11 protein-coding genes and 1 riboswitch are annotated in these 14,655 nt (G+C 68.4%); of the genes, 2 read left to right on the top strand and 9 right to left on the bottom strand.

What is annotated here, in order from left to right; all coding sequences use genetic code 11:
* Positions 1-15 precede the first annotated feature (15 nt).
* From cobN to cobW, 3 genes are all read right to left on the bottom strand, one after another.
* The gene (gene cobN, locus QUV18_RS00695; RefSeq protein ID WP_300891318.1) at positions 16-3,729 is read right to left on the bottom strand and encodes a cobaltochelatase subunit CobN; all 3,714 of its coding nucleotides are present in this window, start codon (positions 3,727-3,729) and stop codon (positions 16-18) included.
* A gap of 70 nt (positions 3,730-3,799) precedes the next feature.
* Positions 3,800-4,258: a GNAT family N-acetyltransferase gene (locus QUV18_RS00690; RefSeq protein WP_300891317.1), complete on the bottom strand. Its 459-nt coding sequence runs from the start codon at positions 4,256-4,258 to the stop codon at positions 3,800-3,802.
* Positions 4,258-5,319 (bottom strand): cobalamin biosynthesis protein CobW, encoded by a 1,062-nt coding sequence (gene cobW / locus QUV18_RS00685; protein ID WP_300891316.1) that lies wholly within the window; start codon positions 5,317-5,319, stop codon positions 4,258-4,260. Before cobW ends, QUV18_RS00690 begins: the two co-directional genes overlap by 1 nt.
* A 58-nt stretch (positions 5,320-5,377) precedes the next feature.
* On the opposite strand from cobW, the gene QUV18_RS00680 reads away from it, so the two are divergent.
* Complete coding sequence (locus QUV18_RS00680; RefSeq protein ID WP_300891315.1) at positions 5,378-5,704, top strand: DUF1636 domain-containing protein; 327 nt, start codon at positions 5,378-5,380, stop codon at positions 5,702-5,704.
* Positions 5,705-5,823: 119 nt separating this feature from the next.
* Here QUV18_RS00680 and QUV18_RS00675 read toward each other — a convergent pair whose 3' ends face one another.
* The 3 genes from QUV18_RS00675 to QUV18_RS00665 all read right to left on the bottom strand — a co-directional run bounded on the left by QUV18_RS00675 (position 5,824) and on the right by QUV18_RS00665 (position 7,249).
* Entirely contained in the window at positions 5,824-6,321 is a 498-nt protein-coding gene (locus tag QUV18_RS00675) for a hypothetical protein (protein WP_300891314.1), read from the bottom strand.
* 67 nt (positions 6,322-6,388) lie between these two features.
* Positions 6,389-7,081: a CbtA family protein gene (locus QUV18_RS00670; RefSeq protein ID WP_300891313.1), complete on the bottom strand. Its 693-nt coding sequence runs from the start codon at positions 7,079-7,081 to the stop codon at positions 6,389-6,391.
* 3 nt (positions 7,082-7,084) lie between these two features.
* Positions 7,085-7,249, bottom strand: coding sequence for a CbtB domain-containing protein (locus QUV18_RS00665; RefSeq protein WP_300891312.1), 165 nt, complete (start codon positions 7,247-7,249; stop codon positions 7,085-7,087).
* A 35-nt stretch (positions 7,250-7,284) separates the two neighbouring features.
* Positions 7,285-7,511, bottom strand: a riboswitch (cobalamin riboswitch).
* 270 nt (positions 7,512-7,781) lie between these two features.
* On the opposite strand from QUV18_RS00665, the gene QUV18_RS00660 reads away from it, so the two are divergent.
* A complete protein-coding gene (locus tag QUV18_RS00660; RefSeq protein WP_300891311.1) occupies positions 7,782-11,237 on the top strand; it encodes an AAA family ATPase in 3,456 nt (1,151 codons plus the stop codon).
* Between the two features lie 172 nt (positions 11,238-11,409).
* Here QUV18_RS00660 and QUV18_RS00655 read toward each other — a convergent pair whose 3' ends face one another.
* The 3 genes from QUV18_RS00655 to QUV18_RS00645 all read right to left on the bottom strand — a co-directional run bounded on the left by QUV18_RS00655 (position 11,410) and on the right by QUV18_RS00645 (position 14,637).
* Positions 11,410-11,592, bottom strand: coding sequence for a hypothetical protein (locus tag QUV18_RS00655; RefSeq protein ID WP_300891310.1), 183 nt, complete (start codon positions 11,590-11,592; stop codon positions 11,410-11,412).
* 662 nt (positions 11,593-12,254) lie between these two features.
* Positions 12,255-13,364 carry a class I SAM-dependent RNA methyltransferase gene (locus QUV18_RS00650; RefSeq protein WP_300891309.1) on the bottom strand — a complete coding sequence of 370 codons (1,110 nt, stop codon included), beginning with the start codon at positions 13,362-13,364 and terminating at the stop codon, positions 12,255-12,257.
* A 103-nt stretch (positions 13,365-13,467) separates the two neighbouring features.
* The gene (locus tag QUV18_RS00645; RefSeq protein WP_300891308.1) at positions 13,468-14,637 is read right to left on the bottom strand and encodes a lytic murein transglycosylase; all 1,170 of its coding nucleotides are present in this window, start codon (positions 14,635-14,637) and stop codon (positions 13,468-13,470) included.
* Positions 14,638-14,655: the final 18 nt, after the last annotated feature.

Raw genomic sequence — 14,655 nt, 5'->3', positions numbered from 1 at the left:
TCCCGTCTCCCTTCCTCAGGGCACGGCCTTGCCGCGCCGTGCCGCCTCGATCCGCGCCCGCGCCGAGTTCGAGCGCGGCACCCAGAGCCCCCGGTCGATGGCTTCCTGCAACCGCTCGGCCATCTCGCGCAGGGCGGGGGCGTTGTGCTCGGCGATGAAGTCGCGCGTCTCATCATCCTCCAGGAAAGCCGCCTCGACCATGTCGAAATGATGATCCCGGACCGCGCCCGTGGTGGCCGAGAAGGCGAAGAGGTAATCGACCGTCGCCGCGATCTCGAACGCGCCCTTGTAGCCGTGGCGCTTGACGCCGTCGATCCACTTGGGGTTCACCACGCGGGACCGCACCACGCGCCCGATCTCGTCCTCCAGCGTGCGGATGACGGGGCGTTCGGGGCGGGAATGGTCGTTGTGGTAGATCGGCCGGTCCTTGCCTTGCAGGGTCGCCACCGCCGCCGCGGCACCGCCCTCGAACTGGTAGTAATCGTCCGAGTCGAGGATGTCGTGCTCGCGGTTGTCCTGGTTCTGTACGATCGCCTCGGTCTGCTTCAGCCGCGCCTCGAACCCGGCCCGGTCGGGCGTGCCCTCGTCCTTGGCGCCATAGGCATAGCTCCCCCAGGTGAGATAGGCCTCGGCGAGGTCCGCCTTGCCCGACCACAGCCTCTCGTCGATCAGCGCCTGCAACCCGGCGCCATAGGCCCCCGGCTTCGCCCCGTAGATGCGCGCGCCCGCGCCCTCGGCCTTGGCCCGCGCAGCCGCCGGGTTCAGATCCTCCGGCTCGTCCATCGCTTGCACCGCCCGTGCGGCGCTGTCGAACAGCGCGATGAGCTGCGGGAAGGCATCGCGGAAGAAACCCGAGATCCTGAGCGTGACGTCGACCCGTGGCCGCCCCAGAACCCCCTGCGGCAGCACCTCGAACCCGGTGACGCGCCGGTTCGCCGCGTCCCATTTCGGTTTCACCCCCATCAGCGCCATCGCCTGGGCGATATCGTCGCCGCCGGTGCGCATGTTGGCGGTGCCCCAGGCCGTCAAAAGCATGGTGCGCGGCCAGTCGCCATGGGTTTGCAAATGCTTCTCGATCAGCAGGTTGGCCGATTTCCACCCCAGCGCCCAGGCGGTCGGCGTCGGCACCGCCCGGCTGTCGACCGAGAAGAAATTCCGCCCCGTGGGCAGCACGTCGAGCCGCCCGCGCGTCGGCGCGCCCGACGGGGCAGGGGGCACGAACCTTCCCGCCAGCGCGTCGAGCAACCCGCGTCCCTCCTCCGGCCCGCACCGGGCCAGCGTCGGGCGGATCGTGCCGCCGATCTCCGCCATCACCGCCTGCGACGCGGGGCCGGGCGGGGTGGCGCCCTCGACCATCGCGACGGCCAGCAGTTCCAGCCGCTCCACCGTGTCGCCGGTGCTGCGCCACGGATCGTCCGACACCTGCGCCAGCGCTTCCGGCCTCGGGCCCTCCCACGCCGCCGCCATCTCGCAATCGAGCGGGTCGAAGCCGAGCTTCAGGTCATCGGCCAGCGCCCGGATGATCGAGGCATCGCCGCCCTTGCCCTGGCCGCGCGGCACACGGGTCAGCGCGATTGTCAGGTCGAGCGCCTGCCGCCCCTCTGGCGACTGCCCGAAGATGTGCAGCCCGTCGCGGATCTGCGCCTCCTTCAACTCGCAGAGATAGGCGTCGAGCTTGGCCAGATCGGTTTCCTCGTCGGCGCCGCCCATGCCCACATCGCGGTCGAGCCCCGTGGCCGAGGCCAGCGTCAGGATCTCGCGCCGCAGATGGTCGATCCGCCGGGGGTCGACGCCCGCCGCCTCGTAATACTCGTCGACCAGCGCCTCGAGATCCTTCAGCGGCCCGTAGGTCTCGGCCCGCGTGAGCGGCGGCGTCAGGTGGTCGATGATCACCGCCTGCGCCCGCCGCTTGGCCTGCGTGCCCTCGCCGGGGTCGTTGACGATGAACGGGTAGACATGCGGCGTGGGGCCGAAGACCGCCTCGGGCCAGCACTCCTGGCTCAGCGCCAGGGCCTTGCCCGGCAGCCATTCAAGGTTGCCATGCTTGCCCATATGCACGATCGCCTGCGCCCGGAACTGGTGCCTGAGCCAGAAATAGAAGGCCAGGTAATTATGCGGCGGCACGAGGTCAGGGGAATGGTAGGTATCGGTCGGATCGATATTGTAGCCGCGTGCCGGCTGCACGCCGACGACCACGTTGCCGAATTGCAGGACCGACAGGCTGAACCGGCCGCAATCCACCTCGCCGGGCGTGAAGAACGGGTCCTGCTCGGGCGGGCCCCAGCGGCGCTCCATCGCCTCGCGCAGCTCCCACGGCAACTGCCCGTAATCGATCATGTAGTCGGCGAGGCTCATCTCGACCCCGCCGCCACGCTCGGCCCGGTCGGTGAGCCAGTTGGTCGGCCCCGCCATCACCGCCTGCATCAGCGCATCGCTGTCCCCGGGCGCACCGGTCACCTTGTACCCGGCCGGCTCCAGCAGCTTCAGCACATGTACCGTGCCGGCCGGCGTATCGAGCCCCACGCCATTGGCCAGCCGCCCGTCCTTGTTGGGGTAGTTCGCCAGCACCAGCGCCACCTTGCGCTCGGCCTCCGGCGTTTGTCTGAGCCGCGCCCAGTTTGCCGCCAGTTGAGCCACGAAATCGATCCGGTCACCCTGCGCCCGGTAGGTGGCGATCGGGCATTCCGTCGCCTCGTCGAAGAACGCCTCGCCCTTGAAGCTGACGGCGCGGGAAAGCACGCGGCCATCCACCTCCGGCAAGGCCACGTTCATCGCGATATCGCGGGCGGAGAGGCCCGTGAGCCCGTCCTTCCACGCCTCCTCGGACGAGCCGGCCAGAACCACCTGCATCACCGGCGCCTGCTTTGCTGCTGCCATGGTCAGCGGATTGTCGGGGCTCTGGTCGCCGGCATGGGGCGAGCCCACGGCGAAGGAGGTGGCGTTGAGGATCACCGAAGGCGGCGCGGCGGTGAAGAGATGTTCCAGCGTTGCCACCGACACCGGGTCCTTCAGCGAGGCCACGAAGACCGGCAGTGGGTTCAGCCCGGCCCGCAGAAGCGCCTTCACCAGCCGGTTGACCGGGTTCAGCCCGGCCCCCTGCACCAGCGCCCGGTAGAAGATCAGCGGCACCACCGGCTGGCCCTCGGTCCACGCACCCTGCGCTGCGGCCAGGTCGGCCACGCCCGCGCCCGGCCAGTAGACGCCCGCCCGCAACAGCGGCGCCGCGGTGGCGGGTTTCTCCCCGCCTTCCAGCATCGCCTTCGCATAGTCGAGGAAATTCACCGCGTTCTCCGGCCCGCCCTCGACGAGATAGGCCCAGAGCGCGTCGTACTCCTCATCCGGCACCGTCGACAACTCCCGCAATTCCGCATCCGGCTTGTCATCGCCGGGCAACAGCGCCAGCGGCACACCCGCCTCGTGACAGCGCGCGGCAAACTGCTCGGCCCCGTATTTCCAGTAGCCCACGCCGCCCAGCACCCGGGCCACCACCAGCCGCGATTTCGTGGCGCAGTTATCAAGGTGCAGGTCCACCGACATCGGATGCTGCAGATGCGTCAGGTTCGCCAGCCGCAACCCCGGCGGCGTCTCCATATCGGCGCGCGCCGCGCTGAGGCTCGCCAGCTCGGTATCGGCGGCGGAGATGAAGACGATGTCCGACGGGCTCTGGCCAAGGTCGACCGGTTCCTTGCCATCGTCGATCGTGCCGGGGGTGGCGGCGAGCAGGTGCATCAGGTCAGGCCTTTCCGCCGGTGGCGGGCGTGGGGATTTTGAGTATTTTTGCCAAGAAGAAGCATGAGGATCACGCCTCTGCCAGCGGCTTTTGCATGTAGACCGAGCTGTCGTTCGGGCGGTAATCGCCGAAGATGCCACAGCGGGTGAAGCCGGCGCGTTCGTAAAGCCGCACGGCGCTGGCCAGCGGGTCGCCCGTTTCCAGCCGCAGGAGGGGCAGGCCGAGGGCGCGCGCCTCGTCCTCCAGCGCGCGCAGGATGGCGGCGGCGACGCCCCGGCCGCGCGCCTCGGGGGCGGTGAACATGCTCTTCACCTCGCCATAGCCGTCCTTCAGCGCCAGCGCCCCCGTGCCCAGCGTCTCGCCGCCCTCGCGCGCCGCGAAGAACCGCACGTCGTCGCCGCGCAGCGCCTCGAAGTCGAGGAAATAGTTCTCCTCGGGCTCGAACATCTCGCGCATCAACGCATGGCTCGCCTCCAGCAGCGCTTTCGGCCCCGGCGCCAGCGGATCGGCCCGCTCGACGATGAGCATCAGGCCTGCAGCGCGGCTTCGATCGCCGCCCGGTCGAGCCCGGCCTGCCCGATCACCACCAGCCGCGTCTCGCGGGCGTCGGCGCCGAAGGGCCGGTCGAAATAGGTGTCGATCCGCGGCCCCACCGCCTGCAGCGTCAGGCGCATCGGCTTGCCGGTGACGGCGGCGAAGCCCTTCAGCCGCAGGATGTCGTGCTGGCGGATGATGCCCGCCACCTGCTCGGCAAAGGCCGCGGGGTCGGCGATCTCGTCACGGGCCACCACGAAGCTTTCGAACTCGTCATGGTCGTGATCGTGGTGATGGTCGTGATCGTCCTCGTCATCGTCGTGGTGATGGTGGTGGTGCACCTCGTGCCGCGCCTCCATATCCGCCTCGGCGCCGATCCCCTGGCCCAGCAGCACGTCGACCGGCAGCGCGCCCATCGTGGCCTTGACCACCTGCACGCCCTCGCGGCTGTCCGAGCGCAGGCGGCCCACCAGCGCGCCGGCCTCCTCCTCGCCCAGCAGGTCGGCCTTGTTCACCACGATCATGTCGGCACAGGCGATCTGGTCCTCGAACAGCTCCGACAGGGGCGTCTCGTGGTCGAGGTTCTCGTCCAGCGCCCGCTGCGCATCCACCGCCGCCACGTCATGGGCGAACCGCCCCTCGGCCACGGCCTTGCCGTCGACCACGGTCACCACGCCATCCACCGTCACGCGGGTGGAAATCTCGGGCCAATTGAAGGCTCGCACCAAGGGCTGGGGCAACGCCAGCCCGGAGGTCTCGATCACGATATGATCGGGCGCATCCGCCCGGTCGAGCAGCTTCTGCATCGTCGGCACGAAATCCTCGGCCACAGTGCAGCAGATGCAGCCGTTCGACAGCTCCATCACGTCATCCTCGGCGCAGTTCTCGATGCCGCAGCCTTTCAGGATGCCGCCATCGACGCCCAGGTCCCCGAACTCGTTGATGATCAGCGCGATGCGTTTGCCGTTGGCGTTTTCCAGCATGTGCCGGATCAGCGTGGTCTTCCCGGCGCCGAGGAAACCGGTCACCACGGTTGCGGGGATCTTGGCGGGCATTCGTGAAGCTCCTTCCGAAAAGCTTGTCAGCGGTGCGGCGATCGCCTAGGCGAACCCCATGCACCGGATCGTGGTCTGTTCAACATGCGAGGGGAGTGACGGCAAGGGCTTTGCCGACACCTTGCGCGCGGCGCTCGCCTCGCGCGGAATGGATTTCGAGGTGCAGGCGCATGACTGCCTGTCGAACTGCGCCCGCCCCCTGTCGGTGGCCTTCACCGCGCCGGGCAAGGCCACCTATCTCTTCGGCGATATCGCGCCCGAGACCGACCTTGCCGACACGCTGGCCTTCGCCGCCCTCTACGCCGAGACGCCCGACGGCTGGATCGAAGACGCCCGCCCGGCGGGCCGCCTGCGCTTCTGCCTGATCGGCCGCGTCCCGGCCTGAAACAGGGCGCACCACCGGCGCTTCTTCTGGCCGGAAATATCCCGGGGGAGGCGTTGAAACCCAAGGGGTTTCAACGTCGGGGGCAGCGCCCCCAAAACCCACGCCAGCCACAAGCGCCATCATTCGATCACCAGCGTCTCGGTCACCTCGATCGGCTCCCCCTCGACGGCCAGTTGCGTGTGGTCGTTGGCGTTGAGCGTGACCCGCACTTCGTGCTCGCCCACCGGCAGCGCCGAGAGGTGGAACCACGGCGCGTAGGCGCGGGCGATCTTGACGCCGTTCACGTAGACATGGGCGTGGCCGTGGCCCGGCACGTGCGCGCCGTTCACCGCCTGCGGGTCGAAGGTGAAGTTCTGCACGATGATCTCGAGGTTGCGGCTCTGCGCCCCGTCGGGGTGAAAGGCGATCGACAGCTCCGGCGCCGGGCCCTCCGCCTCGGTCAGTTGCGAATGGTCGTGCCCCTCCGTTCCCTCGCCATGATCGTGCGCGGAATGGTCATGCACATCGGCCCCGTGCGCGTGCCCTTCGACCTGCGCGCCGGTGCTGGCCGCCAGAAGGAACCCCGCGCCGGTTCCGAAGAACAGGCCGATGATCAGGAATATGAAGGTCTTCGGCATGCGGTATCCCCCTGTCGTACAGCCGGGCGGCGCGTTGGCCGCCCGGACAGGATAGCAGTTTCCGCGCTCAGGCGGTGGCGGTCTCGCCCGCCGCCTCGCGCTGCCAGAAATACCCGGCAAGGCAGCCCATCACCGCCCAGACGGCAAAGCCCGTGCCGAGCGCCCGGCTGGCGAACAGCGCGGCTAGTTCCGGCGGCACCGGCCCGGCGAAACTGGCGGGATGCGGCGCGCCGATCACGTGCGGGGCGAGGATCAGCACGATGCCCGCCCCCGTCGCGGCCAGCCCGCGCCCCAGCCCGATCATGGCAAGGCCGATCCCGGTGGCGGCCACCGTGCCCCACCACCAGACCTGCCGCGCGGCCAGATCGGCCGCGGCTACGCCGGGCACTTCCGGCGGCAGCGAGAAGGCCGGCGCGAAGTGGAACGCGATGAACCCCGCGATGCCCCAGATCAGCCCGGTGCGGGCGTCGATCCGCACGCCGCGCTCGGCCGCCATCGCCATTCCGGCGACGAGGATGAAGGCATAGCCCACGTAGATCAACGCCGAGAAAAGCACGCTCATCCCGTCGCGCACCGGGTCGAAACCCGGCAACTCGGGATGGGCCGACACCGCCTCGGCGCCGAAATGGACAAGCTCACCGCCCTCGTACAGCTCCGCATGCAGAAGCACCGGCTGGACGAACGCGAACTGCAGCGCGGCGGCGATCAGCCCCGCGCAGAACCCAGCGAACAGCGCGCTGGTCAGGATACGCTGAAACATGGCTCAGTGGCAGGGAAAGCCGGTGGCGTGGCGCACGTCGTGGGCGGCGTCATGCAGCGCCGCGGCCTGCACGTGGCCGGCCAGCGTCAGGATGCCGAAGCCCAGCAGCAGGGCGGCAACAGCCGGCAGAACGGTCGATTTGGAAGCGGATTGAACCAGTGCGGTCATAGTCTTTACTCCTTCCTTGCCTCTCACCCGAGGCGTGGATTGCATCACGCAAAGGCTGGTCTCCTGGCTCGCGGGTCATAGCCTGTCCTGCCGCCTTCCCAAGGCCGTTTCCGGCCCGGTGGCATGTGGCAGGGGGCTCACCGCTTACAGTCGCGGGGGCGGCTGACGCCTGGGCTCCCGAATTGGGTCCGCCGTCACGTCATTCCCGATTTATCCCCGAGTGCTTTGCACCCATATGGGGACCCTTGCACCCTCCGGTATGAGGCCCGACCGCCGTTGCGTCAAGGCCGATTGCGACATCCCGGCGCAGGCCGACGGCAAGACAGCGGCAAGGCGCCGGGGCAGGGAGGCGGCGCGCGCCATGCGCCAAACCCCGCCAATTTCACCCGGCAATGCGCAATATCTTGTGGATAACGGCACAGATTAACCCATATCCGGGGCAAACCCCGTTGACAGGTGGCCCTCGCCTCTCTCTCATTGGTCCCCAAGACCGGAATCACCGGCGCGTCACCGGCCACAAGGGGCAAGCACAGTGCAGTTCTCAAAACTCAGGCTGACCGGCTTCAAGAGCTTCGTCGACCCGACCGACCTCTATATCCAGAACGGCCTCACCGGCGTGGTGGGCCCCAACGGCTGTGGCAAGTCGAACCTGCTGGAGGCGCTGCGCTGGGTCATGGGCGAGAACCGCCCCACCTCGATGCGCGGCTCGGGGATGGAGGACGTGATCTTCGCCGGTGCCGCCTCGCGCCCGGCCCGCAACTTCGCCGAAGTGTCGATCCATATCGACAATTCCGACCGTCTGGCGCCCGCCGGCTTCAACGAATCCGACCACCTGGAAATCATCCGCCGCATCACCCGCGACGTGGGCTCCGCCTACAAGGTCAACGGCAAGGATGTCCGCGCCCGCGACGTGCAGATGCTCTTCGCCGACGCCTCGACCGGCGCCCATTCGCCGGCGCTGGTGCGCCAGGGCCAGATTTCCGAGCTGATCAATGCCAAGCCCAAGGCCCGCCGCCGCATCCTCGAGGAGGCCGCCGGCATCTCCGGCCTCTACCAGCGCCGGCACGAGGCCGAGTTGAAGCTGAACGGCGCCGAACAGAACCTCACACGGGTCGACGACGTCATCGAACAGCTCGCCGCGCAGCTCGCCCAGCTGGAACGTCAGGCCCGGCAGGCCGCTCGCTACCGCAAGATCGGCGAGGAACTGCGCCATGCCGAGGGTCTCCTCCTCTATCGCCGCTGGAAGGAGGCCGACGAGGCCCGCGCCGCCGCCGAGGCGCAGCTGCGCGAGCGCACCGCCGACACCTCCCGCGCCGAGGCCGCCGCGCGCGAGGCCGACCGCCTCCGTGCCGCCGCCGAGGCCGCCCTGCCGCCCCTGCGCGAGGAAGAGGCCATCGCCGCCGCCATCATGCAGCGCGTGCAGGTCGCCATCGATTCGCTCGACGAGCAGGAGGCCACCGCCCGCGCCCGCATCGAGACGCTGGAATCCCGCATCACCCAGCTTGCCCGCGATATCGAGCGCGAGGACAGCCTCAACCGCGACGCCGGCGAAACCATCGCCCGGCTCGAGGAGGAGGCGCAGGAACTGGAAGACGCCTCCGAAGGCCACGAGGACCGGCTCGCCGAGGCCGCGCAGGAATCCCACGACGCCGCCACCATCCTGCAAGAGCGCGAAACCGACCTCAGCCAGCTGACCGAGGACGTGGCCCGCCTCTCCGCCCGCCACCAATCGGCCCAGCGGACGGTCGAGGACTACAGGAAAACCCTCGAGAAAAGCGAAGCCGAAGCCGCCCGCGCCCGCACCGCCGCCGAAACCTCGCGCGAGGCGCTGGACAAGGCGAAAACCGACTACGACACCGCGCAGCAGGAAGAGGCGAAGGCCGTCAAGACCGCCGAGTCGGCCGAGGAAACCCTGACACTCGCCGACGAAGCCCGCGCCGAGGCGCAATCGCGCGAGGCCGACGCCCGCGCCGAACGCTCCGAGGCCGAGGGCGAGGTCAACGCGCTCTCCGCCGAGGTCTCGGCACTCGCCCGTCTCGTCGACCGCGACACCGCCGAGGGCGGCCAGATCCTCGACGCGCTCACCGTCACGCCGGGTTACGAGAAAGCCCTCGGCGCCGCGCTCGCCGACGACCTGCGCGCGCCGGAAGTCGAGGCTGACGGCCCCTCCGGCTGGACCCGCCTGCCGGGCTACCCCGAGGCACAGCCGCTGCCCGATGGCGTCGCGCCGCTGTGCGACCATGTCAACGTGCCGGATGTCCTGCAACGCCGGCTCAGCCAGATCGGCCTTGTCGAGCCCGAATACGGCCCCCGCCTTCAGGCCGAGCTTCTGCCCGGCCAGCGTCTCGTCAGCACCGAGGGCGACCTCTGGCGCTGGGACGGCTACCGCGCCTGGGCCGAGGATGCGCCCTCGGCCGCCGCGCTCCGCCTGCAACAGCTCAACCGGCTGGAAGAACTCAAGCAGCAGCTCGCCCACGCCACCGCCCGCGCCGAGGGCGCCAGCGGCGCGCACGAGGCCCTGCGCAAGCGCCTCGCCGACCTGACCGAGGCCGACAAGCAGGCCCGCGAGGCCCGTCGCGCCGCCGATGCCGCCGTCAACGACGCCAGCCGCGCCCTCTCCCGCGCCGAGGCCGACCGCAACCTCGCCCAGTCGCGGCTGGAATCCCTGGGCCTCGCCGTCACCCGGCACGAGGAGGAGGCGCTGTCGGCCCGCAAGGCGCTCAACGAGGCCGAGGCGGCGCAGAACGCGCTGGAAGACCTCGACGAGGCCCGCGCCGGGGTCGACGACGTCAAGATGACGGTCGAAGCCGCGCGCATGACCATGATGGCCAGGCGCTCGGCCCATGACGAGCTCCGCCGCGAAGGCGAGGCCCGCGCCAAGCGGGCGCAGGAGGTGGCCAAGGAAGTCACCGGCTGGCGCAACCGTCTGGAAACCGCCGAGAAACGCAGCGCCGAGCTGGCCGAGCGCAAGACCGCCTCCGAGGAGGAACTCTCCGAGGCGCAGGCCAAGCCCGCCGAACTCTCGGCCCAGCGTGACGACCTCTCCGGCCAGATCGCCAGCGCCGAGAAGCGCAAGGCCGAGGCCGCCGACGCCCTCTCCACCGCCGAGGGCAATCTGCGCGAGGCCGTTGCCGCCGAGCGGGATGCCGAACGCGCCGCCTCCGACGCGCGCGAGGCCCGCGCCCGCGCCGAGGCCCGCGCCGAGGCCGCCGTCGAGGCCCGCGATCACGCCGCCGAGCGCATCGAGGAAGAGCAGGAGACGACCCCCGCCAAGCTGCTCGACCGGCTCGAGGCCGACCCCGACAACATGCCCGGCGCCGACGCCATCGAGGCCGACGTCAACCGCCTCAAGCGCCAGCGCGACGCACTGGGCGCCGTGAACCTGCGCGCCGAGGAAGACGCCAAGGAGGTGCAGGAGGAGCACGACTCCCTTACCGCCGAGAAGGCCGATCTGGAGGAGGCGATTCGCACCCTGCGCAGCGGCATCGCGTCCCTGAACCGCGAGGGGCGCGAGCGCCTGCTGACCGCCTTCGAACAGGTGAATTCCAACTTCACCATGCTGTTCCAGCACCTCTTCGGCGGCGGCGAGGCCAACCTCGTGATGGTCGAAAGCGACGACCCGCTCGACGCCGGGCTCGAGATCATGTGCCAGCCGCCGGGCAAGAAACTGGCCACCCTGTCGCTCCTCTCGGGGGGCGAGCAGACGCTGACGGCGCTGGCGCTGATCTTCGCCGTCTTCCTCGCCAACCCGGCGCCGATCTGCGTGCTCGACGAGGTCGACGCGCCGCTCGACGACGCCAACGTGGGCCGCTTCTGCGACCTGCTCGACGAGATGTGCCGCCGCACCGAAACCCGCTTCCTGATCATCACCCACCACGCCGTGACGATGAGCCGGATGGACCGCCTCTTCGGCGTCACCATGGGCGAGAAGGGCGTAAGCCAGCTTGTCTCCGTCGACCTCAAAAAGGCCGAGCAGATGGTGGCCTGAGTGGGTCGTGCTGCTTGACCCGTGACAAGGAAAGACCCTGCGGAGTAGCAGCTCCGCAGGGTCACTCATTAGGTGATGAACCTGAATGATAGGTTTCGATACCTTCTTATGATGCGGCTTCTCTAACAAAAAGTAAACTCGGCGATGTCCAAGGCGGTTAACCGCACCGGGTTCAGCGCCGCGCAGGCTCCACATCTCGAATTGCGAACAGTTTTAGGCGTTCCTTCATCTTCGGCGGCAACTCTATTTCTCGCTGCACCCCTTTGCAGTGAGAGGAGGTGAAGCCACTGACCGAGGAATACTTTCGGAAATGGATGGTCATCCTGGCGGCGGGAACGCTGCTGGCGACGATCATCAGGCTTTGACTGGGAGTCTGACCTTTGGCCAAGGAAAGACCCCGCAGAGCGGCAACTCTGCGGGGTCGGTTTCGAGGGGCGAAGCCACCGAAGAAACAACTTTCGTTCTTCCGTTATGATGCGATTTTTCTAACAGGAAGTAAACAACGCGCCCCCGCCCACGGTTAATCCGCGCTTTGAGCGAATGGGCTCACCTCGGCTTCCGGTTTTGCACGCAATTTTAGGCTTTCCTTCATGCCTCGCCCCCACACTCCGCTTCGCTGCAACCCTTTGCAGTGTCTGGAGGTGATGAACCTGAGCGAAAATGATTTCCGAAAGTGGATGGTGATCCTCGCGGCGGCAACGCTGATCGTGACCATCATCCGCCTTTGGATCGGGGTCTGACCCGAAACAAGGAAAGACCCTGCGGAGAAGCACCTCCGCAGGGTCGACTCTTAGGTGATGAACCTGAAAAGCGATTTCCGATACCCTTTGATAATGTGATTATGCTTACGAAAAGTAAATACGCCCGCGCCAAACGTGGTTAACCCCGCCCCGGCGCAACGCCCGGGCCCTTAACCGCGCCGCCGCCGGCGAAAACACCGACGTAATACCGACAAGATACCGACGTGATACCGACATCGCGTTTCGAGCAAAATCAGCCACTTAACCCTGATTCGCCCTAGGGCAGCGGCCCCGTCTGGTACAGCTTCACCTTCAGCCCCCCATGCGCCACCGGCGGCCCGCCCGGCTTGAACGGCAGCCCCGTTGCCTTGGCCAGCCCGCCTTCCGAGGTCACGATCCCGACGCGCCAGCCCGAAAACCGCTCCTTCAGCGTCTTCCCCAGCGCGCCGTAAAGCGCATACAAAAGCTTCTTGTTGCCGATCCGCCCGCCATAGGGCGGATTGACCATCACCAGCCCCGGCGGCCCCTCCGGCCGCATCCGTTCGCTCACCGCCATCTGCTCGAACCGGGTGAGTGTCGCCACCCCCGCCCGTTCGGCGTTCGCGATGGCCGATCTCACCGCGCCGGCATCCCGGTCGCTGCCATGGAAAACCATGTCCGTTCCGCCGCTTGCCGCCCCCTTCATCTCGGTCCAGGCGTCCGCATCGAACCCCGCCAAATCCTCGAACGCGAACCGCCGCGACCGCCCCGGATACAAGCCCGCCGCGATCTCCGCCGCCTCGATCACGAAGGTGCCCGAGCCGCACATCGGGTCCACCACCGGCTCCGCACCGTCATACCCGCCCTGCCGCAGGAACAGCGCCGCCAGTGTCTCGCGCATCGGCGCCTTGCCGACCGCCTCCTTGTGGCCGCGCCGGTGCAGCGGCTCGCCGGAGGTGTCCACCGAGAAGGTGCAGAAATCATCCTCGATCCGCACCATCACCCGCAGCCCGGCCTTGGCATCGATCTGCACGCCCAGCTCTTCCGCCAACGCCCGTTCCACGCGCTGCCCCGCCGCCTTGTCGTGGTAGATCCGCGAGCCGTGGCAGGTGGCCTCGACCTTCACCGGCACGTCCGGCCGAAGCACGTCGCCCCACGGAAACTTCCGCGCCCGCTTGTCCAGCTGCGCCAGGTGCATCGCCCGAAACCCGCCGATCCGCGCCAGCACCCTTCCCGCGCCCCGCAGCACCAGGTTGGCGCGCCACACCTCGGGCCAGCCGCCCTGCACCGTCACGCCGCCCGGCACCTCGCCGGTCACGTCGAACCCGGCCGCGCGCGCCTCCTCGGCCAGCACGGGCTCCAGCCCCGGCGGCGCGGCCAGGAATATCTCGAACGCGTCTCCGCTCATCGGCCCCTGCTTCTTCTTGGGTCAAGTATCCCGGGGGGTTAGCACGCTGCCCGGAAACGCTCCAGTGGAGCGTTTCGCGTGCTGACGGGCAGAGCCCCCAGCTTCACAACCGGTTCAACAGCGCCTGCGTCGGCCAGGCATCCGCCGGCATCCCCAGTTCCTGCTGCACGTCCTGCACCGCCGACCGGGTGCCCGCGCCGAGGATGCCGTCGATCTCGCCCACGTCATAGCCGCGCGCCGCCAGCTTCTGTTGCAGCGCCTTCATCTGGCCGCCCGACAGCCCCGGCTCGGGGTTGCCCGCGTCGAAGACCGGCCCGCCTTCCAGCCGGTTGGCGAAATAGGCCGCCGTCAGCACGTAGGTGAAGGACTGGTTCCATTCGAAATAGACGCGGAAATTCGGGTAGGCGAGGAAGGCGGGCCCCTTGTGCCCCTCTGGCAGGATCAGGCTGGCCTGCAGGTTCCGCTGGATCTGTCCGTGCCGCGGCGTGACGCCGAGGCTGGCCCAGTCCGCCCCCGATTTCTGCGTCCGCAGGCCCGATTGCGCCCAGTCCATGTCCTGCGGAACCTCGACCTCCTGCAGCCACGGCTCGTTGGCGCGCCAGCCCAGCGATTGCAGCATCTTGCCCCCCGACATCAACGCATCCGGCGCCGAGGTCTTGAGGGTCACGTGCCCGTCGCCGTCACCATCGACACCGTTCTCGATGATGTCCTTGGGCAGCATCTGCACCATGCCGATCTCGCCCGCCCAGGCGCCGGTGGTGGTGGCCGGGTCGAAGTCGCCCTTCTCGTAAAGCTCGAGCGCGGCATAGACCTGCGGCCGGAACAGTTCGGGCCGGCGGCAGTCATGGCTGAGCGTCACCAGCGCGTTGAGCGTGTTGAAATTGCCCTGGAACCCGCCGAAATCCGTCTCGAACGCCCAGAAGGCGAGGAGCACGCCGCGGCTCACGCCGAACTCGCGTTCCACACGGTCGAAGACATTCGAATATTGCTGCGCCTTCGACCGCCCGGTGTTCAGGCGGTTCTGGCTGATAAGCTGCCGGGCAAACTCGGTAAACGGTTTCTGGAAGAACCCCTGTGCCCGGTCGGCCTTGATCACCGACTGGTCCTGCCGGGCCGAGGCGAAAAAGCTGTTGACGGTGGACGGGTCATGCCCGCGTGAAATGGCTTCCTGTTTCATGGCGTCTACGAAACCGGCAAAGGAGCCGCCGCATGGCTGTGACGCAGCCCCGCCCGCCGTCAGGGTCAGGGCCGCGATCAGGAAAAAGGTTTTCATGAGTACCTCGGTCAATGG

Origin of the sequence: Roseovarius sp. (assembly GCF_030373445.1) — a bacterium.
Lineage (GTDB): Bacteria > Pseudomonadota > Alphaproteobacteria > Rhodobacterales > Rhodobacteraceae > Roseovarius.
Note: the sequence above shows the minus strand (reverse complement) of the source record. Positions and strands in the feature narration are given on the sequence as shown.